The organism is Pedobacter cryoconitis (assembly GCF_003259615.1).
GTDB classification, from domain to species: Bacteria; Bacteroidota; Bacteroidia; order Sphingobacteriales; family Sphingobacteriaceae; genus Pedobacter; species Pedobacter cryoconitis.
In genome coordinates, this window is record NZ_QLLR01000001.1 from 554,922 (window position 1) to 581,876 (window position 26,955).

25 protein-coding genes are annotated in these 26,955 nt (G+C 39.0%); 14 read left to right on the top strand and 11 right to left on the bottom strand.

Annotated features, from left to right (window positions below):
* Positions 1 to 184: 184 nt before the first annotated feature.
* Both pyrE and LY11_RS02420 read left to right on the top strand, forming a co-directional pair.
* Positions 185 to 847 (top strand): orotate phosphoribosyltransferase, encoded by a 663-nt coding sequence (pyrE, locus tag LY11_RS02415; RefSeq protein WP_111632118.1) that lies wholly within the window; start codon positions 185 to 187, stop codon positions 845 to 847.
* Between the two features lies 1 nt (position 848).
* The gene (locus LY11_RS02420) at positions 849 to 1,247 is read left to right on the top strand and encodes an SRPBCC family protein (RefSeq protein ID WP_111632119.1); all 399 of its coding nucleotides are present in this window, start codon (positions 849 to 851) and stop codon (positions 1,245 to 1,247) included.
* A gap of 82 nt (positions 1,248 to 1,329) precedes the next feature.
* Here the strand turns inward: LY11_RS02420 and LY11_RS02425 are convergent, their stop codons facing one another.
* The 5 genes from LY11_RS02425 to LY11_RS02445 form a co-directional block, all read right to left on the bottom strand.
* Positions 1,330 to 2,781, bottom strand: coding sequence for a nicotinate phosphoribosyltransferase (locus LY11_RS02425; RefSeq protein ID WP_111632120.1), 1,452 nt, complete (start codon positions 2,779 to 2,781; stop codon positions 1,330 to 1,332).
* 16 nt (positions 2,782 to 2,797) lie between these two features.
* A complete protein-coding gene (gene prs / locus LY11_RS02430; protein ID WP_111632121.1) occupies positions 2,798 to 3,637 on the bottom strand; it encodes a ribose-phosphate diphosphokinase in 840 nt (279 codons plus the stop codon).
* Between the two features lie 109 nt (positions 3,638 to 3,746).
* A complete protein-coding gene (locus LY11_RS02435; protein ID WP_111632122.1) occupies positions 3,747 to 4,454 on the bottom strand; it encodes an NUDIX hydrolase in 708 nt (235 codons plus the stop codon).
* 166 nt (positions 4,455 to 4,620) lie between these two features.
* Positions 4,621 to 5,427 carry an endonuclease/exonuclease/phosphatase family protein gene (locus LY11_RS02440; RefSeq protein ID WP_111632123.1) on the bottom strand — a complete coding sequence of 269 codons (807 nt, stop codon included), beginning with the start codon at positions 5,425 to 5,427 and terminating at the stop codon, positions 4,621 to 4,623.
* Between the two features lie 48 nt (positions 5,428 to 5,475).
* A complete protein-coding gene (locus tag LY11_RS02445; RefSeq protein ID WP_111632124.1) occupies positions 5,476 to 6,387 on the bottom strand; it encodes an EamA family transporter in 912 nt (303 codons plus the stop codon).
* Positions 6,388 to 6,668: 281 nt separating this feature from the next.
* On the opposite strand from LY11_RS02445, the gene clpB reads away from it, so the two are divergent.
* The 4 genes from clpB to LY11_RS02465 all read left to right on the top strand — a co-directional run bounded on the left by clpB (position 6,669) and on the right by LY11_RS02465 (position 13,361).
* On the top strand, positions 6,669 to 9,281 hold the full coding sequence (gene clpB / locus LY11_RS02450) for an ATP-dependent chaperone ClpB (protein WP_111632125.1): 2,613 nt from the start codon (positions 6,669 to 6,671) through the stop codon (positions 9,279 to 9,281).
* A 115-nt stretch (positions 9,282 to 9,396) separates the two neighbouring features.
* Positions 9,397 to 9,888, top strand: coding sequence for an FUSC family protein (locus LY11_RS02455; protein WP_111632126.1), 492 nt, complete (start codon positions 9,397 to 9,399; stop codon positions 9,886 to 9,888).
* Positions 9,889 to 10,080: 192 nt separating this feature from the next.
* Entirely contained in the window at positions 10,081 to 12,360 is a 2,280-nt protein-coding gene (locus LY11_RS02460) for a glycosyltransferase family 4 protein (protein WP_111632127.1), read from the top strand.
* Positions 12,360 to 13,361: a glycosyltransferase family 4 protein gene (locus tag LY11_RS02465; protein ID WP_111632128.1), complete on the top strand. Its 1,002-nt coding sequence runs from the start codon at positions 12,360 to 12,362 to the stop codon at positions 13,359 to 13,361. The genes LY11_RS02460 and LY11_RS02465 overlap by 1 nt, the downstream gene beginning before the upstream one ends.
* On the opposite strand, the gene LY11_RS02470 is transcribed toward LY11_RS02465, so the two are convergent.
* A complete protein-coding gene (locus LY11_RS02470) occupies positions 13,356 to 14,948 on the bottom strand; it encodes a glycoside hydrolase family 130 protein (protein ID WP_111632129.1) in 1,593 nt (530 codons plus the stop codon). The two genes, LY11_RS02465 and LY11_RS02470, sit on opposite strands and share 6 nt — an antisense overlap.
* A 420-nt stretch (positions 14,949 to 15,368) precedes the next feature.
* Between LY11_RS02470 and LY11_RS02475 the strand changes: the two genes are divergently transcribed.
* Both LY11_RS02475 and LY11_RS02480 read left to right on the top strand, forming a co-directional pair.
* Positions 15,369 to 15,995, top strand: a complete 627-nt coding sequence (locus LY11_RS02475; RefSeq protein WP_111632130.1) for an outer membrane beta-barrel protein — start codon at positions 15,369 to 15,371, stop codon at positions 15,993 to 15,995.
* A 127-nt stretch (positions 15,996 to 16,122) separates the two neighbouring features.
* On the top strand, positions 16,123 to 17,001 hold the full coding sequence (locus LY11_RS02480) for a polysaccharide deacetylase family protein (protein WP_111632131.1): 879 nt from the start codon (positions 16,123 to 16,125) through the stop codon (positions 16,999 to 17,001).
* Between the two features lie 54 nt (positions 17,002 to 17,055).
* Here LY11_RS02480 and LY11_RS02485 read toward each other — a convergent pair whose 3' ends face one another.
* Positions 17,056 to 17,508 (bottom strand): GreA/GreB family elongation factor, encoded by a 453-nt coding sequence (locus tag LY11_RS02485; protein ID WP_245952566.1) that lies wholly within the window; start codon positions 17,506 to 17,508, stop codon positions 17,056 to 17,058.
* Position 17,509: 1 nt separating this feature from the next.
* On the bottom strand, positions 17,510 to 18,088 hold the full coding sequence (locus LY11_RS02490; protein WP_111632133.1) for a nitroreductase family protein: 579 nt from the start codon (positions 18,086 to 18,088) through the stop codon (positions 17,510 to 17,512).
* A gap of 148 nt (positions 18,089 to 18,236) precedes the next feature.
* Here LY11_RS02490 and LY11_RS02495 point away from each other — a divergent pair, with 148 nt between their 5' ends.
* A complete protein-coding gene (locus tag LY11_RS02495) occupies positions 18,237 to 19,862 on the top strand; it encodes an ABC-F family ATP-binding cassette domain-containing protein (RefSeq protein ID WP_111632134.1) in 1,626 nt (541 codons plus the stop codon).
* A 78-nt stretch (positions 19,863 to 19,940) separates the two neighbouring features.
* On the opposite strand, the gene LY11_RS02500 is transcribed toward LY11_RS02495, so the two are convergent.
* A complete protein-coding gene (locus tag LY11_RS02500; protein WP_245952569.1) occupies positions 19,941 to 20,819 on the bottom strand; it encodes a polysaccharide deacetylase family protein in 879 nt (292 codons plus the stop codon).
* 79 nt (positions 20,820 to 20,898) lie between these two features.
* Here LY11_RS02500 and LY11_RS02505 point away from each other — a divergent pair, with 79 nt between their 5' ends.
* Positions 20,899 to 21,087 (top strand): hypothetical protein, encoded by a 189-nt coding sequence (locus LY11_RS02505; protein ID WP_111632136.1) that lies wholly within the window; start codon positions 20,899 to 20,901, stop codon positions 21,085 to 21,087.
* 55 nt (positions 21,088 to 21,142) lie between these two features.
* Here the strand turns inward: LY11_RS02505 and LY11_RS02510 are convergent, their stop codons facing one another.
* Both LY11_RS02510 and LY11_RS02515 read right to left on the bottom strand, forming a co-directional pair.
* A complete protein-coding gene (locus LY11_RS02510; RefSeq protein WP_211321468.1) occupies positions 21,143 to 22,582 on the bottom strand; it encodes an alpha/beta hydrolase-fold protein in 1,440 nt (479 codons plus the stop codon).
* Between the two features lie 219 nt (positions 22,583 to 22,801).
* Positions 22,802 to 23,998, bottom strand: a complete 1,197-nt coding sequence (locus LY11_RS02515) for a GTP-binding protein (RefSeq protein ID WP_111632138.1) — start codon at positions 23,996 to 23,998, stop codon at positions 22,802 to 22,804.
* A gap of 208 nt (positions 23,999 to 24,206) precedes the next feature.
* On the opposite strand from LY11_RS02515, the gene LY11_RS02520 reads away from it, so the two are divergent.
* Genes LY11_RS02520 through LY11_RS02535 form a run of 4 tightly spaced genes read left to right on the top strand, consistent with a single transcriptional unit; the run spans position 24,207 to position 26,951 of the window.
* Positions 24,207 to 24,836: an ABC transporter ATP-binding protein gene (locus LY11_RS02520; RefSeq protein ID WP_111632139.1), complete on the top strand. Its 630-nt coding sequence runs from the start codon at positions 24,207 to 24,209 to the stop codon at positions 24,834 to 24,836.
* A complete protein-coding gene (locus LY11_RS02525; RefSeq protein WP_111632140.1) occupies positions 24,833 to 26,062 on the top strand; it encodes an ABC transporter permease in 1,230 nt (409 codons plus the stop codon). Before LY11_RS02520 ends, LY11_RS02525 begins: the two co-directional genes overlap by 4 nt.
* Positions 26,063 to 26,064: 2 nt before the next feature.
* The gene (locus LY11_RS02530; protein ID WP_245952571.1) at positions 26,065 to 26,514 is read left to right on the top strand and encodes a hypothetical protein; all 450 of its coding nucleotides are present in this window, start codon (positions 26,065 to 26,067) and stop codon (positions 26,512 to 26,514) included.
* 5 nt (positions 26,515 to 26,519) lie between these two features.
* On the top strand, positions 26,520 to 26,951 hold the full coding sequence (locus LY11_RS02535; RefSeq protein WP_111632142.1) for a Fur family transcriptional regulator: 432 nt from the start codon (positions 26,520 to 26,522) through the stop codon (positions 26,949 to 26,951).
* Positions 26,952 to 26,955: the final 4 nt, after the last annotated feature.

The following is a 26,955-nucleotide window of genomic DNA, read 5'->3' on the forward strand; positions in this document are numbered from 1 at the left end:
AGCTGGTTCAGTGTGCTTGTTTATGAAATAAAAGTATAAAAATTATGCACGATACAAAGAGGAATCGAATATTATTTAGTTTTAATCCCACTGGTTTCTAATTATCACATTGATAATCAATCGGTGGCAAAAAAAGGACAAATCCTTTGTGGAATAAAGGTATTATTTTGAGTAATTTTGGAGCATGTATAATAAAAGTGATATTGAATTAAAGGTAGCTGAATTTTTACTTCAAATTAAAGCAATAAAGTTACAGCCGAATAACCCTTTTACCTGGGCATCAGGCTGGAAATCCCCAATTTATTGTGATAATAGGATAACGCTCTCCCATCCGTCAGTTCGAACATACATCAGACAGAAACTTACGCAGCTGATACAGGAAGAATTTGGTTCTGTGGATGTGATTGCCGGAGTTGCCACTGCTGGTATTCCTCAGGGTGTATTAGTTGCTCAGGAATTAGGATTACCATTTGTTTATGTAAGAGCAAAAGCTAAAGAACATGGAACGGGTAGCCTGATTGAAGGAGAAATCATTGAAGGTCAGCGCGTAGTTGTAGTAGAAGATTTAGTTTCTACTGGTAAAAGTAGTTTACAGGCTGTACACGCATTAAAAAATGCTGGTTTGTCTGTTGCAGGTTTAGTTTCTATCTTCACTTATGGCTTCGACATTGCGGAAGAAAACTTTAAAGAGGCTAAATGTCGTTTTGCAACGTTATCTAACTACAATACCTTGATACAGTACGCTGCCGAGAATAGTTTTATCGCACAAAGTGATGTAGATATTCTTAACCAATGGCGCAGAAACCCATCAGAGTGGGGACAGAATTTTGACCAAAACCCAGTATAAAATGACCGTTATTGAAAGTGCCACCACAGTAAACCAGCCGGTAGAGAAAGTTTACGCTTTTTTAGCCGACATGAACAATCACCAGCAGTTAATGCCTGAAAACATTTACAACTGGACTTCTACAGCAGATGATGCTAGTTTTACCATTCAAAATATGGCTAAACTGGCGATTAAGATTTCCAGCAGAGTGGAAAACCAGGAATTAATTGCAATTCCTTCTGAGAAAGCTCCTTTCGACTTAGAATTGAAATGGACAGTAGCGGATAATGGTGATGGTACAACAACAGCTACACATATCATTTCAGCAGACCTGAATATGATGATGAAAATGCTGGCTGCGGGGCCTTTAAAGAAACTTGCAGATCATCAGACTGAACGTTTAAGCGAGATATTAAAATAAAAAAAATCCCATCTTTTGAACGGGATTGTATAAAAAGAGCAAATAGCTGAATAAGTTATTTGCTCTTTTTTTTAACAGGAGTTTATACCTGGCCGGTTAAAACCTCTTCCTGTGCTTTAACCAGCTCCCTGATCTCCGCTAAATTGGTTTCTTTCATCAGTTTTCCGTCTTTGTAAACCACTTGTAATAAAGAATCAGCTTCTTCAGCCGCGCTGCACTGATCTTTAGTCAGGTATTCATTTCCTTCTTTTTTCAGGCAAAGCATTCCTTTCAATGATTTCTTTTTATGGTCAGTTATCGGATCTTTCTCAATTTCTCTTGGTTCCCCGTTAACTTCTACATAAGTTGCTTTGATTGCGAAACCTAAAGTATCACGGCTATGGTTTCTTAAAATACCACCAACTCCGATAACAAGGTTACTGGCTGCATAACCCATTTCTTTCAAACGGTCAAGCGTTCTGATATATCTTTCCAGGTACATCCCATCCCCATAGATCAACCCTACTTTTGGATTCAATACTTTGTATCCTCTGCTATTTAAAGAAGAACCGAACTTCTCATCCAGTAAACGAATGGCACCTTTCCATTCATTGGTTCCTGGCTCTGCCTCCGGATTTCCACAAATAATATATTCAGGATTTCCGCTATCAGGTCTGAAAACAACTTTACCTTCTCTTTTCAGAATATCTTCTTTCAGGATTTCAGCAAACTCTGTTAATACTTTATAAACATCAAAAGTATCAGATACAATAGATACAATTCCTGTTGGATATAATTCCAGCATATGACGGAAAGCGCCGATTTCATCTTCTCTGCCAAAAGAACACATCACACTATGTTCACTTGCAGGTACAGAGAGCATAATCGGAGCCCCGTTAATATCAGCATTATAATACTCAACCGCACATGGCAGTGCAGGTACATTATCACTGCCCAGGAATGATAATAAATGCGCAACCCCGCTAATTGCTGCACCTTCTTCAGACGCGTCTCCACGGTATCCAAAATCATGTACCTGGAAATCTTTTGCGCCTTCCATTTCAACCTCATCAGTTTCATTGAAATAACGGGTTACAATTTTACGGTACTGATGACTGCAGGTAGCAACAGTAATCGTGTACCATAATTTCAACAGCAGGCTTTCCATAAATCCAACTACCCAGTAAAAATCAGGGTGTGTATTGGTAATGGTCATCAGCACATTCTGAACCGGCATAATCGTGCCTTCTTCAACAGCTTTGATTTCTATTGGCAAGTAACCTAATGCACACAGTGCCCTGATTTTACTTTCTACTTCAGGAGAATTACTTCCTAAAATCAGTTTACGGTAAGTCAGAAACTCCTCACCCATTTCTTTGGTGATAGGTTCAGAAAGATATTGTTTGATATAATATTGAAGTCCGAAGAACACAGTCTCCTTAAAATTCTTATCACTTCTTGCAGTCAAATAAGAATATACTTTATTACATCCTGGAGCATATTGCTCCATATGGCCCATTTTGTAAACATCGGTTTGTAAGAGGATATTATTCATCTTTAATTTCTTTAAGTTATAATTCGATCAGATCAGCTAATGGAATTCTGCTGATCAATGTTGATTCACTATCTTTAATAGAGTCTGTGGTATAGATATGATCTATCCACTCCGCAAGCTCCGTTTCTCCATGAGACATAATACCATGAGAAACAATCAGGCTGACTTTACCAGCATTGCGTTTCTTTAATTCTTTAGCTACTCCGATAAAGGTGGCCCCACCATCACAAATATCATCTATGATAAAACAAGCTTTACCACCAAGGTCATCCTGATCAACCGTAATCTGTTTGATTTTTCCGTTGCTCACATCCCTTACCTTATTACACAAAACGATGTCACTGGTATACTGTAAAGCTTCTGCCAGTTTATAGATTTTTTTAAGCGCACCCGCATCAGGGGAAACCAGCAGGTAATCTGTGTGGTCTTGCAGCACTTGTTTAGCCAGGCTTGAATTAGTGATCAGTTCACAATTGTCCAGTAAGGCAAGAGATACTTCTGAGTGTACATCAAAGATATACACCTTATCAAAACCGCAGCTGTTAATCAGGTTACACATCACTTTAATTGATAGCGGCTCACCTGCCACCATCACCCTGTCCTGACGGGCATAAGGTAAATAAGGTATCAGTACGCTGATTTTTTTACTGCCGCTGCCGCGTAGTGCATCAACAGTCAGCAATAACTTCATGATGTCATCAGAATTATTAAGCCTCGCAGCAATCATCACTTCTTCTGCTTTCCCCTGTAACTTGATGTGTACTTCCCCACCGCTAAATAAAAAGCTTTTAGCATCTATTTCCTCTAAAGAGGAATTGAAGGGTTTAAATCCGTTTGATAAATTTAATACTTTCATATCTATTTGCGTTATAATGACACAAATTAAAGTCTTTATTTTTTCTTATGCAAATTTAATTTGCGTTATTTTAACGCAAATTAAATCAACAACTCATAAACAACTGATACTAAAGGAGTTTATTGAGATCGAAACCATTAACTTTAAGCTGCTTATATTTCTCTTTGTCAAAAGAGTAAAGTTTTCCTGGTCGTCCGGCACTTAAAGCCGGGGCCTTTTCATCTAGTTCAATAACCAGGCCTAAAGACATGACTTTACGTTTAAAGTTACGGCGGTCAATTTCATGACCTAACAATTCCATGTATAATTGCTCCAGATGAGAGAAAAGAAATTTGCAATCCAGCAGTTCAAATCCGATGGGCTCGTAAGTGATTTTTGCTCTTAAACGGGCAATAGCTTTTTCAACCACTTCTTTATGGTCAAAAGCTAATGGCGGAAGATCATAACTATTAAACCAGGCAGCTTCTGAGGCATCTGTGGAAGCAAATAAGCTGAAGTCTGAAGATTTGACCAGCCCAAAATAAGCAACAGAAATAATGCGCATCCGCGGGTCACGTGATGGCTTACCGAAAGTAAAGAGTTGTTCCAGATAATTTATAGAAACCCCTGCTTCTTCGAGTAATTCCCTTTCCACAGCCTCTTCCAGTGTTTCATGATTCAGTACAAAACCACCCGGAAGTGCCCACTCATTGAGAAAAGGCTCAATTTTACGCTTAATCAGTAACACAGAGATACCATTTTCCTGATTGTATCCAAAAACAATAGCATCAACTGTGACTTTAATATCCTGATCGATCTTAGGCGTAACTTTATTCATTTAAACAGATTTTTGTTACAAAGTAATAACATTAATCGGTCAATTGAGACTTATAAGTTAAAGATGTAGAAGTGATCTATATTGGGAAGGGGTTGGTTAGGCTATTGGCCTTACCAACCCCTTCCCAACATAGATCTCTGACAGTTGTTAAACTATCCTTCCCTTTTTACAGCAAGGAAAACTTAAAAAACACAGGCACGTGATCAGAAACCCTTCTTGCTTCCTTCAAATCATCGAACGCTGTAAAAAAAGGAATAATCCCTGCATTGATACAATTAATCTTCGCCTGGTTATAGAAAAAGTTATCATAAGCGGAAGCAAGACAATTGCCATTGATACATTTCTGCTTTAAGGAAGTCTTTTGATTCGTAAAAGCAGGACGATACCCCATCCCTTTCAATGGATTAAATACCGAATGTGATTCTGGTAAATTAAAATCTCCGCAAAAAATCAATACATCTGAAGGGTAATTTTCTGGCAAATACTTTAAATATTTAATCTCAGTTTCTGGTTGTTTTGCTTTTGGAATCGCGTGCATGGTAACCAGCGTAAACTGTTTTTTGCCGAGTTTGAACCTTGCAAAATAAGGCTCCCTGGTAATTTCAAGGTTATATTTTTTCTCCAGCCAGGCCTCTCCTATTTTTTCAGTTCTGCTGGTTTTCCAGATAAAAGCATAACGCTCTTTGCTATACCTGTCACTCGAAGTACCATGGCTGATCGTATACGCCCATTTGGTTCCTGTACGGTTCAGCGCATCGCTTAAACGCGCAACCGCCATTGGCCCGCCCGGCCCGGCTACGACTTCCTGAATGGCAACCACGTCACAGTTTCTGAGTGTCTGTGCGATAAAATCTATTTGTATATCGGTCTTTGATTTTCCAAAATCTTTCAAATTCCACGAACAAACAGTTAGCGTCTGTCCAAATGCGGCAAATGAAAAAAGCAGGAAAACCACAATTGTAAATCGTTTCAAATTGTAGTCTTTCTTTTAAGAATGAATAATTGGTTTTGTAGAAGGAGCTTAAGAACTGGTCAAAGGTTTCTTTTTTAAATTCTGCACATTCATCAGTACAATGGCGCTGATAATCATCAGAATCCCAATCCACTGCAGCAGATTAACAGGCTCTCTTAACAAAATATAAGCGAACATCACAGAAACCGGAAGTTCTACAGAAGCTACAATTGTACCCAGGCTGATCCCGGTGTGCGGCATTCCGCTGGTAAAAAGTATCGGAGGAAGAATTGTTCCGAAAAAAGCAAGGAACAAACCCCACGGCCAGAAAATACCGAAGTTAAAATTCGAATAAGAGTTGGTACAGAAAATCAGAACAATAGCAATTAACCCACCAGCAAGCAACCATAAACTTCTTTTTAAAGGACGCATATGGGTCGCGATACTATTTGAAGCAAATAAAGATATAGTATAAGATATTCCTGCTGCCAGACCCCAGGCTACCCCTCTCCAGTCCAGACTATGGACACTCGAGAATATATTGGTGGCCAGTGCTGTTCCCATTAACACAATAACTGTTGCTACTATTTTTCTGCCTGAAGGTACTTTTTTCTCCAGTACAGCTTCCAGTAATAATCCCATCCAAACAGACTGCATTAATAAAACAATCCCTACAGATACAGGGATATATTTCACTGCAAAATAATAAAATACACTAGTCAGCCCTAAAGAAGTACCACCCAGCATTAATTTTAAAATTGATCCCTTCTCCTTCTGCGCTTCTTCTTTTGCTTTTGATTTATTTTTGATCAGTATATTTAATAAAAGCATTCCCGTAAATCCAATTGTAAACTGAGAAGTTGTCACCTCCGCAGTATTGAATCCATGCGCATAAGCCATCTTCACCACTGTTGCCAACGCACCGTAACTTGAGGCACCAAGTCCTACTAATAAGGCACCTTTGAGTAAGTTTTTTTCCATTATATTGTATTCGTATTATTTTTTAATTGGTAATCGTAATCATTCTGATGCAAAGAAACTCATTCAAAATTTAAATTCATCATCTTTCCTGAATACTGGTCTGTGCTTTCAAATTAAAGACAAAGCAGGAGACGCATCTTAATTATTTTTAAAATCAGACAAAAATTCAGTACAAAACGTTAAAAACCAGTCATTTATTCAGTAAAAAATATCTTTTAGCGACATTATTTCCGATGTTCACAGATCCTGTACTATGGCATTTCTTTTGTTCGCACATTTGCATGAACTTCAACAACTTTACTATAAAAGCCCAGGAAGCAGTTCAACAGGCTTCCGAAATAGCCCAGGGTAATCAGCAACAGGCTATTGAAACGGCCCATTTGCTAAAAGGGTTGCTTACTGTTGATGAAAATGTAGTTTCTTATGTTTTAAAGAAGCTAAATGTTAATTTAAATACGCTCAACATAAATCTGGATGAGCAGATCGCGAAATTCCCTAAAGTAAGTGGCAGCAATGGCTATTTATCATCCGGTGCAAATTCTGCCCTGCAAAAAGCACAAAATTATCTGAAAGAATTTAAGGATGAATTTGTCTCTGTAGAACATTTATTACTGGGTATCCTTTCTGTGAATGACAGTACCTCTAAACTATTAAAAGATCAGGGCGTAAATGAAAAGGACCTCAAAAAAGCTATTGCGGCTTTACGTGGTGATAACAGGGTAACTGACCAGAATGCTGAGGCAAGTTATAATGCTTTAAATAAATACGCAAGGAATTTAAATGAATATGCAGAATCCGGAAAACTGGACCCTGTGATTGGCCGTGATGAAGAAATTCGCCGCGTGATTCAGATTCTTTCCAGAAGAACTAAAAACAACCCGATTCTAATCGGTGAACCCGGGGTAGGTAAAACTGCCATTGCAGAAGGTATTGCCTTCCGGATTATTAAAGGTGACGTACCCGAAAACCTGAAAACAAAAACAGTGTATTCACTGGATATGGGCTCTTTGATTGCTGGTGCAAAATATAAAGGAGAATTTGAAGAGCGCCTGAAAGCTGTGGTGAAAGAAGTGACTCAAAGTGAAGGTGATATTATCCTGTTTATAGATGAGATACATACACTGGTAGGCGCTGGTGGTGGCGAAGGTGCGATGGATGCTGCAAATATCCTGAAGCCTGCTTTAGCGCGTGGTGAATTACGTGCCATCGGTGCAACTACATTAAACGAGTATCAGAAATATCTGGAAAAAGATAAAGCGCTGGAACGTCGTTTTCAAAAAGTAGTTGTAGATGAGCCTGATACCCAGGATGCAATTTCAATTTTAAGGGGATTAAAAGAAAGATATGAGACACACCATAAGGTGAGAATCCGTGATGAGGCAATTATTGCTGCAGTCGAATTATCTCAGCGTTATATCAGTGACCGTTTCCTTCCGGATAAAGCGATCGATTTAATGGATGAAGCCGCTTCTAAATTACGTTTAGAAATGGACAGTGTACCAGAAAATGTAGATGAGCTGGACCGTAAGATTATGCAGCTTGAAATTGAAAGAGAAGCGATCAGAAGAGAAAATGACGATAAAAAAGTAAAATCTCTTGGGGAAGAAATTGCTAACCTTTCTGCGGAACGCGATGAGCTGAAAGCAAAATGGCAAGGAGAGAAAGATGTCGTTGACGGCATTAATAACGAATTGGAGCAGATTGAGAACTATAAATTAGAGGCTGATCAGGCAGAACGTGCAGGTGATTATGGAAAAGTTGCAGAGATCCGTTATGGTAAAATCAAAGAAGCACAGGATAAAGTAGAAAAACTAAAAGTAGTGCTTGAAAGTCAGCAGGGCGAAGGCCGTATGCTGAAAGAAGAAGTTACTGCGGATGATATTGCAGGTGTTGTAGCCCGCTGGACAGGAATTCCGGTAACGAAATTAGTGTCCAGTGAGCGTGAAAAACTCTTAAATCTGGAAGATGAGCTGCATAAACGTGTAGCCGGACAGGATGAAGCTATTGAAGCCATATCTGATGCGATACGTCGTTCCCGTGCTGGTTTGCAGGATAAACGTAAACCAATAGGTTCTTTCATTTTCTTAGGTACAACTGGTGTCGGAAAAACAGAGTTAGCCAAAGCACTGGCAGAATTCCTGTTCAACGATGATAACGCATTGACCAGAATTGATATGAGTGAATACCAGGAAAGGCATTCTGTTTCCAGATTAATCGGAGCGCCTCCGGGATATGTAGGCTATGATGAAGGGGGTCAGCTTACTGAAGCCGTTCGCCGTAAACCATACTCTGTAGTCCTGCTGGATGAAATTGAAAAAGCACATCCTGATGTGTTTAACATTTTACTGCAAGTACTGGATGACGGCCGTTTAACCGATAATAAAGGGCGGCTGGTTAACTTTAAAAACACGATTATCATCATGACTTCCAACATTGGTTCTCATTTGATACAAGAGAACTTTAAGGACCTGGATGATTCGAACAGAGACGAGGTGATTGCGAAAACCAAAAATGAGCTGTTTGAATTATTAAAACAGACGATCAGACCGGAGTTTTTGAACAGAATTGATGAATTGATCATGTTCACGCCTTTGAATCGTTCTGAAGTAAGAAATATCGCAGAACTGCAATTCAGACACGTTCAGGATACACTTGCTGAAATGGGTGTTGAAATTGAAGCTACTCCCGAAGCGCTTGACTGGCTGGCAGAACTCGGTTATGATCCGCAGTTTGGAGCACGACCTTTAAAAAGAGTGATTCAAAAACGTGTATTAAATGAACTATCTAAAGAGATACTGGCTGGAAAAATTGATAAGGACAGTAGGATAAAACTAGATATGTTTGATAACAAGTTCGTATTTCTGAATAATAAAAAAGAAACACCAGCTTCCTAAGATAGTCTCCTGAAGAATGCTGATCAGTTCTCCCTTAATTTGCCATCCGGCGGTTTAAGGAATAGCAGATCAGCATTCTTTTTTTACTAAATTGCCATCGCAATTGATTTAAGCAATGAACAGCATAGAGATTAATAAGGAGGCATACGCTACCAATTTCATTTATTTATTAAAATGTCTGACCGGAGTTATCATTTGTTACGCACTCTATTATTATTTCCCCCAATATCCGTTTTACTGGTCGCTGGTCTCTGTTGCCGTATCCCTTTCTCCCGACAACAGCAATACCCTGGCTTATGACCGCATGAAAGCCAATATGATTGGTTGTGCGGCCGGAATTGCGCTTTATCCACTACATACTTCTGGCTTGATTATTTTATGTCTGGGCGTGTCTTTAACCATCTTTATTGGCATTGCGCTGCGGATGACCAATACCTTAAAAAGTGCTTTAGCTGCTGTGGTCATTATCACTTTGCAAGAAGAACAGGAGAAACACTGGTATGTGGCCTTAGAGCGGGTATCATGCGTAGTAACTGGCTGTATTGTAGCACTTGGTGTCACACTATTGTTTAATCTGCTCATCAGCAGGAAATATTCAAAACAATAACGCAAAATTTCGCTTTATAGAGAAGTAAGGGCTTGAACTTATCTTTTATGGGATAAATACGTTCCAATTAAAGCGAACATTCAACAAAAGCTATCAATCAATAGTTTTTGTTGAACAATTTGTATCAGAAAACCCTTTCTACCACCATTAATTCTAAAACCTAACGTTTACAATGGCTCAATAACTTCAAAAATGAAAATAGCTTATATATCGACTTACCCTCCGCGCGAATGTGGTATTGCTACATTCAATAATAATCTTTTAAAAGCAATCGGTCACCATACTGAAGTAGTTTCCAAAGACAGCTTTGTTGTGGCAATGACAGATACTGAAGACCTGACTACTTACGAATATCCTCCGGAAGTTCAGTTCATCATCAGACAAGAGAATCAAAAAGATTATATCAGAGCAGCCGATTATATCAATACCAGCTTAACAGATGTGTGCATTTTAGAGCATGAATTTGGCATTTATGGAGGTGATAATGGCGTATATATCTTACCACTGATTGCCCGTTTACAAAAACCCCTCATTACCATTCTCCATACCATACTCAAAGATCCGTCTTATATGCAGCTGACCATTATCAGGGAAATTGCAAAGTATTCTTCGAAAATTGTGGTCATGAGTAACCGGGCGGTACATTTTCTGACCAGTATTTATGGAATAGCAGAAGATAAAATTAAACTCATCGAACATGGAGTGCCTGATCTGGAACCAAAAAGCGAGAACGAGATCAAGAACTCCCCTGCCTTTAAAAACAGGAAGGTATTGTTCACATTTGGTCTGATCAGCCGGAATAAGGGGCTCGAAACCGTGATTGAAGCACTCCCTAAAATAGCAGCCCAAAATCCGGATGTGTTATATGCTATCTTGGGAACTACACACCCTGGTGTAATCAGGAACTCGGGCGAAGAATACAGAGACAGCCTGAAACGCCTGGCAAAAAAACTAAATGTTGAAAATCACCTGATCTTCATCAATAAATTTGTTTCTGAAGAGGAATTATATGATTATCTCACCGCAGCGGACATGTATATTACCCCGTATTTGAATGAGGCGCAAATTACCAGTGGGACATTATCCTATGCTGTTGGCGCAGGAGCTGCAGTGATTTCTACCCCCTACTGGCATGCACAGGAATTATTAGCAGATAACCGCGGAAAACTGTTTGATTTTAAAGATTCAGATGCCCTGGCAAATATTGTCAATGATCTGTTTGCTAATCAGCAGCAACTGAAAGAACTGAAAGAAAATGCTTATAACTACGGGCTGCATTTGCGCTGGCCGAGTACAGGTAACGTATTTATTGAAACCTTAAATGAGGCCATATTAGATGCGAACCAGGCGAAAGAGGAAATCAGACCTATTATAGACCCTGATATGATGCCTGCTTTTAGTATGGCACATATCAAGCTTTTAACGGATGATACTGGAATTGTTCAACATGCCAAATATGGTATTCCTAACCTCAAAGAAGGTTATTGTCTGGATGACAATGCCCGTGCGTTGATTATGGTGATCCTGGCCTGGCAGCAAAATAAGAGTAAAGCAGCTTTAGAATTACTGCCTGTTTACCTGAGTTATATTCAATATATGCAGTGCGATGATGGTAATTTCAGAAATTTCCTGAGCTTTAAAAGGGAGTATTTGGATGAAGTGGGGTCAGAAGATTCTTTCGGCAGGACTATCTGGGCACTAGGCTACCTGATTAACAATGCGCCTAATAATTCTTACAGAGAATTTGCCACTGAATTATTTATTAAATCTATTCCTCATTTCTCTCAGCTGAAACATTTAAGAGGACTGGCAAATACCATGATTGGTTTAAGCAGTTTCTTAAAAGCTCACCCGAGCGATGAACATATTATTAACGAACTGAATCAACTGGCTATCCCTTTAAAAGCCTCTTATAAAGCGCATAAAGCAGATCAGTGGAATTGGTTTGAAGAAAAAATGACCTATGACAATGCGATTTTACCATTGGCTTTACTGTGTCATTATGAGACTACCCATGACCAGGACTCTCTGGCTATCGGACTGGAAAGTATGGAATTCCTGACTTCTAAAACATTGGAGAAAGGCTATCTAAACCCGGTTGGTAATGATGGCTGGTTGTTCAAAGATAAAAAGGAAATGGCGCAGTACGATCAGCAGGCGATAGAAACTATGGCAATCGTTCTCTTGTATTTCAAGGCTTATGAGATTACACACGATCTGAAATATATCCGCCAAATGTATTTAAGCTATCAGTGGTTCTTAGGGGAGAACAGTCTCAGACTGCCTCTTTATGATTATGAAACCAAAGGTTGCGGAGACGGATTGCAGAATTATGGGGTGAATAGAAATCAGGGCGCGGAAAGTACACTGGCCTACTGGATTTCTCACCTGATGATCTTGAAATCACTTGAATTTGAGTATGAGTATAGTGTTAAACCTGATGCTGTAACAGCTAAAGAGGAGGTTATTTAATGAAAGTTGCTGTTTTATCGCCCGTAGCCTGGAGAACACCGCCCCGTCATTATGGCCCGTGGGAGCAAATGGCCTCTAATTTAACAGAAGGCTTGCATGCTGCCGGAATCGAAGTTGTATTATTTGCCACTGGCGATTCTATCACTTCAGCCGAGTTAAGAAGCGTTGTGAAGACAGGTTACGAGGAAGATCGCCATCAGGATGCAAAAGTCATAGAGTGCCTTCATATTAGTAACCTGATGGAGCAATCAGATGATTTTGATTTAATTCACAATCATTTTGACTTCCTGCCTTTAAGTTATTCCGGATTAATCAGAACTCCGGTGTTAACTACAATTCATGGGTTTTCATCAGAAAAAATTGTAAAGGTCTACCAGAAATATAACCGGCATAACCATTATGTATCGATCAGCGATGCGAACCGCCATCCGTCCCTCAATTATTTAGGCACAGTATACAATGGCCTGGTTACCCAGGATTTTCAATTTAATGACACCCCTGATGATTACCTCTTATTTTTCGGAAGGATTCATCCTGATAAAGGAACGGCTGAAGCTATACAAATCGCGATAAAGAGTAAAAAAAGACTTTTAATCGCCGGAATTATTCAGGATGAACGTTATTATCAAGAAGCCGTTGAACCTTATTTGAATGAAGAGATTGTATTTCTGGGATCTGCCGGCCCGGATCAGCGCAATGAACTTTTGAAAGGAGCATTAGCACTTTTACATCCGATTAATTTTGCTGAACCCTTTGGATTAAGTGTAGCAGAAGCGATGTTATGCGGAACTCCGGTAATCGCTTTCAATAAAGGCTCGATGCCGGAACTGATCGAACACGGAAAAACAGGTTTCCTGGTAGCAGATATAGAGGAAGCAGTGGATGCGGTGGCAAAGGTGTCTGAATTGCAAAGAATGGACTGCCACAAATGGGCGAAACGCAAGTTTTCTAAAGAGAAAATGGTAGAGGACTATTTAAGCCTCTACCAGAAAATCCTATAGTTTTTCTTCAGCTTTATTAGCTGCTTCATTTTCATTCAGTGTTTTATATTCATTCGGTGTTATGTTTTCGCCCGGTGTTTTATTTTCACCAGGTGTTTTATTTTCATTTGATGTTTTCCTGTCACTAGCTGAACTTAAAAGTTTGGCGAGTAACAATTCTATTTTTACTGAAGCGAACGAAGAACAGTAATCCGATAATCCGTAAGGAATAATCAATTCTCCATTGTGGATAATTGAACCGCAAGAATATAAGACATTCGGCACATATCCTTCTCTTTCATCGTTATTAGGGATCACAAGGGGCTCTGTAAGCCTGCCAATTTCTATAGAAGGGTCTTCCAGATCCAGTAAACTTGCCCCTAAACAGTAGCGGCGCATTGGACCTACGCCATGCGTAATCACTAACCAGCCAGCTTCTGTTTCAATTGGGGAGCCGCAATTTCCAATCTGAATAAATTCCCACGGAAACTGAGGTTGCTGCAATTTCACAGGATGATCCCATACGGTAAGTTTATCTGAATACATCAGGTAGTTGTTCCAGCCGTCAATTCTTGACATCATGGCGTATTTGCCATTAATTTTTCGCGGAAATAAGGCTAAGTTTTTATTTTGTGCGCCTGCTCCATGAAGCGGACTTACCTTAAAGTCATAAAAATCAGTAGTTTGCAAGAGTTTAGGTAAGATCATAGCGCCATCAAATGCAGTGTAAGTTGCATAATAGATCACTGACCCATCATCTTTGATAAACCTGACAAATCGCGCATCCTCTATCCCTTTACGTTCAAATTCTGAGATAGGAAAAATAACACGGTCCGAAATGTCAGTATCCCTTGAAAAACTAATCTCATGATAAGTATCAGAAAGCCAGAGTATTTTATCATATTCTAATTTCTTCAGATCATCAGTCTGCAGATTTTTAGAATCGACAATTACTCTTCTTAGAATGGCATAGTCGAACTTTTCTTCTAATTTCAAACCGACTTCATCCAGAATATTCAGATCAATCATGGCATCCGCAGCTCTTTTGAAAAAGAGTTTTTTATTATATACTGCATTGCGGACTACTTCTGCTTCGTCAACATAATTTCCGGAAGGATTTACTGTGATATTCCCATTACAGTCTATCAATGCCCTTCTGAACACGACAGAAGAAATATGTCCTTCCCCTACTGCTCTGAAACTAATGATTAATCTTTTCTCCCCTTCAACCAGTTCTGATTGATCAGGATCTTCTACTACCGATGGATTAAAAAAGGCCGCAGATTCTATAGAATACTCGTGTGTGAAGTAGGAGCCCAATAAAAGCCGCTGATATTTACTCAGGGACTCATAATCAATCTCCATTTCCTCTATACAGTGTTTGATCTGTTTACAATGCCGTGCAAGAATCTTGGTAATGTTCCGGTGTCTTTTGGAATACTCTTGTAAAATTGGGGAAATCAAACCAAATACTTCCTGATCTGATAAGGTTAAAACTCTTTTGATTACTTCTTTCGCTCTATCCTCACCATTAAAAAAAAACCTGGCTATTACACGTTTGGGATCAGGATATACTTTTATCGGTTTGCGCTCTATTAATAGTCTCATAATTAAATAACGTTTTAAACGGACATAAAGGTTTAATGAATTTAGTTTTTTTTTATCAAAAAGAGGTTTTCTTGGTTATTTATTTAAAAACGCGTGCCACATTAATGCCAGAGCAAATTAAAAATATGCAGAAAACTGACAGAAATGGCATTAAACAAACTGACATTCTAACAAATAAAGTCAAACTGTCTTGCTAATTTTAATGTTAATTTAATGTGAGGTTTTTGTTAATTGTCATCACAAAATAATAAAGAGAAACATAAAACATTTTATCTTACTATCCGATAAGCATTTACAAAAAACCTCGTTTCCAGTTTGTATGCTAAACATTTCTTTGGCACCGGTATTGACTATATGACAAACATAGTCAGATACTAAAAATAAAAATTCTGGCTTGATATAAATTAAAAAAGCAACAAAATGAAAAAATTATTATTATCATTAATCGCAGTTTCAGCATTAGCATTCACAACTCAAGCTCAAACTGAAAAAGGTAAATTCATGTTAGGTGGTAACGTTGAATTTGATTCTAACAAACCAAATGGTGCAAATAAATCAAACACATCTTTTAATATCGTTCCTAGTGTTGGTTATTTTGTAACTGATAACTTCGCAATCGGTACAGGTGTTGGTTTTGAGTCTTCTAAATTCCATGTAAACGTTAATGACGCTGCAGGTATAACTCAAAAAACTCAAGCTTTCGTAGTCGCTCCATTTGCACGTTACTACAAAGGTATCAATGAGTCATTCAAATTCTTCGGACAATTATCAGTTCCTATGGCATTTGGTAACAACAAAACTGGTGACAACGATGGTAACAACTATGTAAAAACTTCTAAATTTAACAACGTAGGTGTTGCTTTATCTCCAGGTTTTGCATTTTTCCCAAGCAAAAAATTCGGTATCGAATTCTCTGTTAGAGGTATTAGCTACAACGACAACACTAATAAAGACAACGATGGTAATAAAATCGGTGGCGGTAACAAAGAATTCAACATTGGTGCAAACTTCTTCGCTCCAAAAATCGGTGTTCAGTTCTACTTATAGTATGTAAATACTCTACACAACTTTTTATACAAAAAAGGCCAGGCAATATTGTCTTGCCTTTTTTGCTTTTAATAATAAAAATGTCAGTTGATTTCCTAATTTAGCAACCAACACATAAAATCTCTGAATGAAACACTATATCCTATCCTTAACTGCTGCTGCACTATTATTAAGTGCCGGCTGCCAGTCCAAATCTCAAAACAAAAAAGAAGATACCAAAGACAGCACTGCTAATGTAGCTACTACTACTTCCAATGAACCTGCTGCCCCGAATAAGGCTGTAGATATTTCGAAGATCAAGGTGGCTGATGCCAAAACAATTCTTGCGCGTAAACAAGTTCCGGTATTATGTTATCACCAGATCCGTGATTGGAGACCTAAAGATTCCAAAGCAGCTAAAGATTATATTATTCCAATAGATGTATTTAAAGGCCACATGAAAATGCTGGCAGATAGTGGTTATCACACGATTTTGCTGGATCAGTTATATGATTACCTGAATAACGGTACACCACTGCCTTCGAAGCCTATCTTATTAACTTTTGATGATACCGATCTGGATCAGTATACTATTGCTGAACCTACTATGAAAAAATATGGTTTCAAAGGTGCTTTCTTCGTGATGACCGTTTCTCTCGGCAGACCAAATTACATGAGCAGAGCGCAGGTTAAAGATCTTTCAGATAAAGGAAATGATATTGGTTCTCATACCTGGGATCACCACAACGTGAAAAAATACCAGGGTAAAGATTGGGAAATCCAAATTGACAAACCAACCAAGACATTACAAGAAATTACTGGTAAAAACATTCACCATTTCGCTTATCCATTTGGTTTATGGAACCCGGAGGCTATTCCTGAGTTGAAGAAAAGAGGATTCAAGAGTGCGTTTATTTTATCTACTAAACGGGATGAAAAAGATCCGCTGTTTACGATCAGAAGGATTATTGCCAGTGGTTACTGGACACCAAAAACTTTAAGTAATAGCATTAAAAACAGCTTTTAAACAAAATGGGCAGGTAATTAATCACCTGCCCATTTCATTAATATCTATCAATTCCTATACTATTTCCTTAATCGTATACTCATTCTTATTAAAACTGAAAGACTCTCCAACCTTCTTGCCCACCAGTAACTGCCCAATTGGAGAAACTGCTGAAATCGCAAACACCTGCTGCTGATCAACTTTCAACTGCCCTGCACTAATACTGATATAAAATATCCCGTTAGAAGTATAAACCAGAGCTCCATTTCTAACCACATCACTATGAACAGCCTCTTCCAGAGAAGATAACAAAGCCAGGTTCTGCTTTGCATCCATTAATAAGCTTTTATTTCTGCCAATATCCTGCTGCATCATTTCCCGTGTAGTCTCAAACTTATCACCCGCACTGCTTTTTGTATCATCATTACTCGCCTCTTGTGCCTGCTCTAAAGCAGTTTCGGCAGTATTGATCCTTTGCATGATAAAATCCATACAAGACTGATATAATTTCGCTTTTAACCCTTCCATATTACCCATTGATCCATCTTACTTTTTCTGTCATCGGTGTGCGTTTTGGTGCACGCGGTTCCTCATTATGAAAACCCATATAAAACAACCCAAAACATTTTTCATTCGGTGCCAGTTCCAAATACTCATCCATTTGAGTAATCATTCCCGGCGAACTCCAGTACGCACCAATCTTCAATGCTTCTGCCGTTAATGCCATATTCTGCACCGCACACGCAAAGGCCGCAATTTCTTCCCATTCCGGAATAATATCAGGATGCAATTGCGCATTTAACACAATCACACAACTTGACTGCACTGCTTTCTCGATGATCCCATCATATTTCTTTTGCAGGAACTGCGCCTCAGGTGTCCCCTGCTTATACAAACGTGCAAGCTCCGTTCCCAGTTTACGTTTTCCCTCATTCCGGTAAACGATAAACCTCCACGGCTGCGTTAATTTATGCGTAGGTGCATAATTTGCACTTTCCAGTACCTGGGTAATCAACTCCTCAGGAATTTCTTCCTGTGTATAACTTGGCGGGAAAATGCTCCGTCTGCGCTGTATAATAGAACTAAGTATATTTATTTCGCTTTCCATAATTGTGTACAAAAATAACAATTTTAACAGGCTCCTGCTTCATCAGGTGAATATTACAATAAATCTATGTAATTCAGCCACTGAATCCTTTGCCAGACAAAACATTTTATTAAATTATCGTTACCTTTGCGGCTTATTTTTGTGCAATATGATTTCAGTTTCTAATTTATCCCTGCGTTACGGAAAACGTACCCTATTTGAAGATGTTAACCTAAAATTCACTCCTGGCAACTGTTACGGTGTAATTGGAGCTAATGGCGCGGGTAAATCAACTTTCTTAAAAATCCTGTCTGGTGAAGTTAATCAGACCTCGGGCAGCGTAGCTTTTACGCCTGGAGAACGTATGGCGGTTTTAAAACAAAATCACCATGAATATGATGATTTCTCAGTTATTGAAACCGTTATGATCGGTCATAAAGAATTATATGACATCATGAAGGAGAAAGACGCTATCTATCTGAAAGAAGATTTCTCTGATAAAGACGGTGAACGTGCAGGTGAACTGGAAAACAGATTTGCTGAAATGGACGGCTGGAATATGGAAAGCAATGCAGCAACCATGTTAAGCAATCTTGGAATTAAAGAAGAATTCCACCACAAACAAATTACTGAATTAGACGGTAAACAAAAAGTACGTGTATTACTTGCACAAGCGCTTTTTGGTAACCCTGACATTTTGTTACTGGATGAGCCAACGAATGACCTGGATATAGAAACTATCGCCTGGTTAGAAAACTTCCTGGCTGACTATCAAAGTACAGTATTGGTGGTATCTCACGATAGACACTTTTTAGACGCGGTTTGTACGCATATTGTGGATATTGACTTTGCCAAAATGACTACTTACTCTGGTAACTATACGTTCTGGTATGAGTCAAGTCAGCTTGCCTTAAAACAACGTGGTGATCAAAATAAAAAATTAGAAGAGAAAGTAAAGGAACTGCAGGAATTTATCCAGCGTTTCAGTGCGAATGCTTCCAAATCAAAACAGGCTACTTCCCGTAAGAAAGCCCTTGATAAAATTGACCTGACTGAGATTAAGCCATCCAGCCGTAAATACCCTGCAATTATGTTTAACAACGTAGGTGGCAGAGAAGCTGGTGACCAGATCCTTCAGGTAGAAAATCTTGCCCTGAGCAGCCATGGCGAAGTCTTGTTTAAAGGCGTAAACTTCATGGTGAACAAAGGCGATAAAATTGCTGTTGTTTCTCAGAACAGTTTAGCGACTACTGCTTTTTATAATGTACTGACAGGTCGTGATAAAAACTATACCGGAGAATTCAAATATGGTGTAACTATCAATACAGCAGATATTCCAAATGATAACTCTTCTTATTTCGAAGGAAAAGATATGAACCTGGTTGACTGGTTAAGAGAATACTCTGACACAGATAAAGACGAGCAGTTTGTAAGAAGTTTCCTGGGTAGAATGCTGTTCTCCGGAGAAGAAGTATTAAAGAACTGTAAAGTATTGTCAGGTGGAGAGAAAATGCGTTGTATGTTCTCTCAGATGATGTTAAGACAAGCTAACTTGTTATTATTTGATGAGCCGACGAATCACCTGGATCTGGAATCAATCACTGCATTGAACAACGGACTTAAAGATTTCAAAGGAACTGTTTTATTTACCTCACGAGATCATGCCTTAACTGAATCTGTAGCGACAAGGGTTATCGAATTGACACCTAACGGATCAATTGATAAGATGATGAGCTATGATGATTATATCAACAGTGACGATGTAGCACAAATCAGAGCCGAATTATATAAATAAGCTCCTGATTTGATCATATAAAAAAGGGTTGTCTGAAAATTTCAGACAACCCTTTTTTACATTTATAAATTGACCTGTTTAAGAACCAGGCGCAACTACCTTTTTCTTATTAAAGCTCTTCTGTAAACTATTGTATAGATTTTTAGCGGTATAACGTCCCGGGTCAATAATCCTTCTGATTGTATAAACCGGATTCACCTCATCCATTGGCGTAGACAAAATAAATGCCGCCTTAAACCCATGTTCTTTTAATTTATGCAGGTTAGCTGCTTTGAAAACTCCATAAGGATAAGCGAAATACTCCACCTTTTTCCCGGTAATCTTTTCTAAAGTCTGTGTAGGCTTATCAATCTGGATTGTCCAGTCCTGGTCGGTAAACTGCGCAAAGTTCTTGTGGTTCCAGGTATGACTGGCTATTACATGCCCATCATCCGATAGCTCTTTAATTTGCGCTTTACTCATATATCTTGGTCTGCCGATAGATACAGTCATGATAAAAAATACCCCTTTAAAGCCATGCTTTTTTAACTCCGAAGCACCAACTGTATATTGATCCAGATCGGTATCATCAAAAGAAATCATGATCGGCTTTGAAGGCAGTTTCGTCCCATAATTTAAATAATCGTATAACTGATCAGGTAAAATAGTATGGTACCCACTATCTGCCAGCATTTTCATATGATCCCTGAAATTAGCAGGGGGAATAATATCATCATGTGCTCTTTGAGAATCTGAAGCTTTCCAGTCCCTGATCTGGTGGTAACATAACACGGGAACTTCTTTACGCGAAAGAATCGTTTTAGCATCTGCCGGAGAAGATTTTACAGGAGCTGTTGATTGCTGAGTACTGCTTAAGGTGTCCGCAGCAGTTTTAGCTTTCTGTTGTTCAGAATCGGAATGACAAGCGAAAAGAAACAATAAAAGGAAGATAAATAACGAATTAGGGTATGTTTTCATGGACACAAAAATAAATATATTTTATGAACCCTATTAAAATTACCAAACAACCTTACGATAAAAATTGTTAAATTTAAGTATGGAAAAAGAAGAAATCAAAAGAATACTGGAAACAGTTGAACAACAAGTAAGTTCTTCTATTCTTGGAGGAATGGAAGAAGCTTATGAAGAACTGGAGCGCCTGGGTTATATCCTTATTCATCCGGATAGCGCCCATCCCTCTGCAACAATTACCCAAAAGGGAGAAGATTTCCTGGAGAATTACTAGCCAGGAAATAAAAAAAGAAGGTCTGAATGAATAAAACCTGATCAGACCTTCTTTATTATTTTGTTCGCTTTCCGGATTGAAGTAACCATTGTTTATACTTTTCTTCCAGGAACCCGGACAAATCAGCCATATATCCTGCTGTTTTTACCGTAAAATGATCCCCCGGATAATATTTAAAAAGCATATCTGCCGAAACCGCTTTCATTTCTTCGTTCATTAATCTGACCGGATAATTCAGCATAAAATTATCCTCGTCCCCTATAGAAATCCGTATTTTCCCATCCAGATCTTTCTTTAAATCTTTCCAGTTATTTCTTAGATATAGAGAAATATCATACCTTTTCCAGTCTTCAGCAGTACGTTGATTGATCAATCCCGTTTTAGAATCACAAATTAATTCCGGCAACCCATCTTTGCCTTTTTTACTAAATACGGCTTCAAAGGAACGCTGCTGCTGCCCTCTTGAAATCACATTTTCTACCTGGTACATTTCTTTCAAATAAGAAAAAGGAAATCTGCCAGCCACCGTTCCACCCGGATTGATCTGCCCTTTAGCATCATAAAACAGGTTACTATCTTTGTATAAGTTCACGTTTAGAAACCTGCGGAAATCCACATAATCAGGACTGCTGGAAGCGGTAGCTAAAAATAGCTTGGGATAATGGGTTTGCAGCCATAAAACAGACCAGCCGCCGCTACTATGTCCAGTCAGCATTCTTGCCCCATTACAGCGATACTGCTTTTCCAGCAGAGGAATAAATTCCTGGGTCAGCGCATCCCCCCAGGGGCCATTATTATCGCTATTCGCATAAGCAGAATGTCCCAGAGAACAATTGCCATCCAGAAATACCCGGATAACCGGAGTAGACCCGATTACTGAAGGCAATTTACCCTGTACAGACATATAGTGATGATCGGCTCCAAAACCAGTCACCACAAACAATACTGGAAATTTAGCTGACGGATTTTTATAATATTCAGCAGGCAACTGAACAGCTGCATCTAAAGTAAATTTCTTCTGATAAAAATCACTCAATAACCTGGAAGGAGCCTTAAACTCTTTAATAAATTCCGTTTCCTGAAATACAAGTTCAGGAACCACCTGATCGGCCAATAACGTAAAAGACTGCTTTAAGTCTTTACCTATTACTATTTTTTGTGGTTGACTAAAGATATTCCCAGGACTCGCTGCAATAGCTCTTCCACCCAAATTTAAGTCCCATACTGCCTGAACATAGTAAGTTCCACGCTCCATTTCTGAAGGGAGCACAGGATAGGCCGTTGCCAGATCATCAATAACAATACTTTCCCCCGGTTTAATCCCCTTAACTTCCACAGCAAAGCAATTTAATGGCTCTATACCAATAGATGCGGTTAAAGGTTCAGGATTATTCTTTGATAAGTAGAGAAAAACCTTTCCTGTAAAAGGCTGATTCAGTGAAACAGGAGAATAAGATACTTTAAACTGCTGTGAAAAGCCGTTGAAAGTTAGCATAAGGAATAAAGATAGTAAACAGCATATCTTTTTGATCATAACGATTTAGAGGATTGGTTAAACCTCTAATATACGGGTAGGATCTGATATTAAAATTTAAAAGCACTGTAACAGGGTGATGAATCCCGTTACAAGTGCTTACCTGTTAACTAAATAATGAAGATCAAATATAATACTAAAGCAACAAAATTGCAACTATATTGCATTTAAATGTAAAGGTTACTGAATTACGTTTTCGAAAGGATTTACAAATACCTGCTGTTGATGCTCTTCTTCCACAGTCAGTAAACAAGCGTTCAATTCCTCATGTAACTGCTCCTTTTGAAGATCCTGCGCAATAAATACCAGCTCATTCATCCGGTCACCATAATTTGCATCCCAGCGGTTCTCAATTTCCTTCCTGTTTTCTGTAAAATCCTGGTAATTCAATCTTTCAGACGGCAGCATACTTGCCCACCAGGTTCCGGCGCTCTCAATCCGCAGCGAGCCTCCCGCCTGTGAAAAATTCAAAGCACGGTCTGGCATAGGCGCTAACCAGAATAATCCTTTTGTTCTGATCACATTCGGAGGAAACTGTTTATTCAGATAATCCCACAAACGCTCCGGATGAAAAGGTTTGGAAGAACGAAATACCGTACTGCTAATCCCATATTCCTCTGTTTCGGGCAGATGTTCTGCATTTAACTCTTTAATCCATCCAGCCCCTTGTGAAGCCTCATCAAAATCAAACAAACCCGTATTTAATATCTCTTTCAAATCGACCTGGCTAAAAGAAGTATCAATTAATTTGGCTGAAGGATTCAATTTCCTGACCACAGCTTTCAACAGCAATAAATCTTCCGCTGAAACCAAATCTGTTTTATTCAGGATAATTACATTCGCAAATTCAATCTGATCCGTTAACAAATTAACGATGGTCCGCCGGTCTGCATTGTCATCTATCCATCCCCTGTCTACCAGTAATTCATTCGTTCCAAAATCTTTCTTAAAATTAAAACAGTCTACTACCGTGACCATCGTATCCAGTTTACTGAACTTACTTAAGTCAATATTCATCGCCAGATCTACATAACTGAAGGTTTGTGCTACCGGAACAGGCTCAGAAATACCCGTACTTTCGATAATCAGGTAATCAAACCGGTCTTCCTTCGCCAATTTCTCTACTTCAGCAATCAAATCTTCCCGCAGCGTGCAGCAAATGCAACCATTGCTCATTTCTACCAGCTTCTCTTCTGTCCGGGATAACATATTCTCCCGCTGAACCGCATTGGCATCGATATTTATTTCGCCCATATCATTGACAATCAACGCCACCCGCAAGTTTTGTTTATTGTGGAGAATATGGTTCAACAATGTGGTTTTCCCACTTCCAAGGAACCCACTGAGCACTGTTACAGGTAATAATTTAGCTTTCATTTGACGTGTATATTAATGCAATTGAGTTGCAAATATAAGATACTCTAATATAAATGCAATATAATTGCATTTATATTTACCAAGAGACAACAATCCGAAAAACAGCACGTTTACCTATTCAATTGCAGTAGCAAACTCTTTACATACATTCTATATGCAATAAACTTGCATGTAGTACTTTTGTTAAAAAATAAACAGAACCCTACAAATGGTATCCATCAAATCAGTTGCACACAGTTACAGCAATGCCCATCGTATCGGCTTTAAAGACTGGGAAATCAACAATGGCGAGCAGTGGTTACTCTTAGGAGAATCGGGCAGCGGAAAGACAACCTTGCTGCACATCCTCACCGGGATATTAAAACCTGCTGCCGGAGCAGTAAATATGAATGGTACGTCGATCTACTCCTTATCCTCCCGCGAACTCGACCAGTTTAGAGGAAGAAATATAGGAATCATCTTTCAGCGTCCCCATTTAATTAAAAGTCTGACTATTGCAGAAAATCTGATCATGGCCCAGAGTTTTGCCCGTCTTCCACAAGACCTTAAAAGAGTAAATGAAGTCTTAACTTCCTTAGGCATTGCAGCTAAGAAAAATAGTTATCCCAGTGAATTAAGCCAGGGACAATTGCAAAGAGTCTCTATCGCAAGGGCAGTAATCAATAAACCGGCCTTATTAATTGCCGATGAGCCGACTTCCAGTCTGGATGATAAAAATGCGCAGGCTGCGCTTGAACTATTGCAACAGCAATCGGGTTTAAACCAGGCTACATTAATCGTAGCTACCCATGATAAAAGAGTTAAAGACGCATTTACAAATACTTACGAATTAAAATGAGCCCATTAAAAATCAGCTGGAAAAGTTTGTGGTCTAAACCACTATCCTCCGCACTAAATATTATGCTCATTGCCTTTGGTACGGGTATATTGACAATTCTGCTTTTAGCTTCCACCCAAATCGGGGAGAAATTAGATAACAATGCGAAAGACATCGACCTGGTGGTTGGTGCCAAAGGAAGCCCGTTACAGCTTATTCTAAGCAGTATTTATTATATCGACTTCCCTACCGGAAACATTCCTTTGAAAGAAGCACAGGAATTAGCGCGCAGTCCATTTGTTAAAAAAGCCGTTCCTTTAGCGCAGGGCGATAATTACCAGGGCATCAGAATTGTGGGTACAGATAGCAATTTCGTCAGCATCTATAAACTAAAAACCAGTACCGGGAAATTCTGGAAGGCTGATTTTGAAGTCACCATAGGCTCCACCGTAGCTATCAACCAGAAACTAAAAATCGGAGACACCTTTTTCGGTGCCCACGGACTTACAGGCAGCTCAGACATTCATAAAACACATGCTTATAAAGTAGTTGGAATTTTAACCCCTCAGGGAAATGTGACAGATAACCTGATCCTGACTAATATTTCCAGTGTATGGAAAATGCACGAAGACCATGAAAAAGAAGAAGCCGCAGAACATCATGACCATAAAGATCACCGGCCAGATCAAACCGGGCATAACGATGAAAAGGAAATTACAGCGCTGCTTATTCAATACAGGTCACCGATGTCTGTAGTGATGTTTCCAAGGATGGTGAATCAGTCTACTAACCTGCAAGCGGCCTCTCCTGCAATGGAAAGCACCCGTTTATTCTCCCTGATTGGTGTTGGCGTAGATACGCTGCAATGGTTTGCTGTCCTGATTATGCTGATCGCTGCCATCAGTGTATTTGTTAATCTATACAACTCTTTAAAAGAAAGAAGTTACGATCTGGCCATCATGCGGACATTGGGCGCTTCCAGAGGCCAGTTATTTTGTATCGTTATTTTTGAAGGGGTCCTGCTTACTTTAGCTGGTACAATTATTGGAATAGTTTTGGGACATTTAGTCCTGCAGCTCATTGGAAATTATCAGGAAAGCAGTCAGGCCAGGTTAAGTGGCTTTATCTTACTGAAGGATGAAATTTATTTATTTGTTGCCGGGCTGGCGATTGGTATATTTGCAGCTGTAATTCCTGCCTTGCAGGCTTACCGGTCAAATATCTCTAAGATATTGTCTAAAAACTAAATATGAACATACGAATGAAATCACTGGTTATTATACTTTTACTACTTTCAGGTTTTGCAGTGAAAGCTCAGCATAATCCGAATGATCAGATCAGCTCTTCGAATTGGGACGTGATTGGAGGAGTAGATTTTAAAATTGTGAAGGATACACAGATGTATGCTATTTACAATGCTGATATTAAAAAATATGCAAATAAACCATTTGAACTGGAAGGATATTTAGTTCCTATTAAAGATGGGATGAAACAAACTAAATTTATGCTTTCGACCCTTCCGATTAACCAATGTTATTTCTGCGGGAAAAATGGCGTACCGATTATGGTAATGGTTGAGCTTGCTGAACCGATTAAATTCACCTATCAAACTATAACCATTAAAGGAACGCTGAAACTAAACACCGGAAATGCAATGGACAACCCACCAATAGCACTAGTGAATGCAAAGTCAATTTAACGAACATGAAAATCGATCCAACTAACATACTCAAAGAACACGCACTAAAACATACTAAACAAAGAGTTCGTGTTTTAGAAGAGATAGCTTTAGATACTGTCGCGATTTCGCAACCTGAACTGGAAAAAAAGCTCGGTAAAGAAATTGACAGGGTAACACTTTACCGCATCTTAAACATCTATGAGGATAAAGGAATTCTGCACCGGATTATGGATATGAACGGAACGGCTAATTATGCGATCTGCTCTTCTTCCTGTTCAGCAGAGCATCACCACGATGAACATATTCACTTTAACTGTACCACCTGCAATAAAATATACTGCCTGGATGTTGCAGTGCCTCACAGCACGATGCCAAAAGGGTTTACGGCTAAAACAGTAAATACAACTGCTTACGGGATTTGTGAAAAATGTAACCTTGCCGTTAAAAAGAATTAAAAAG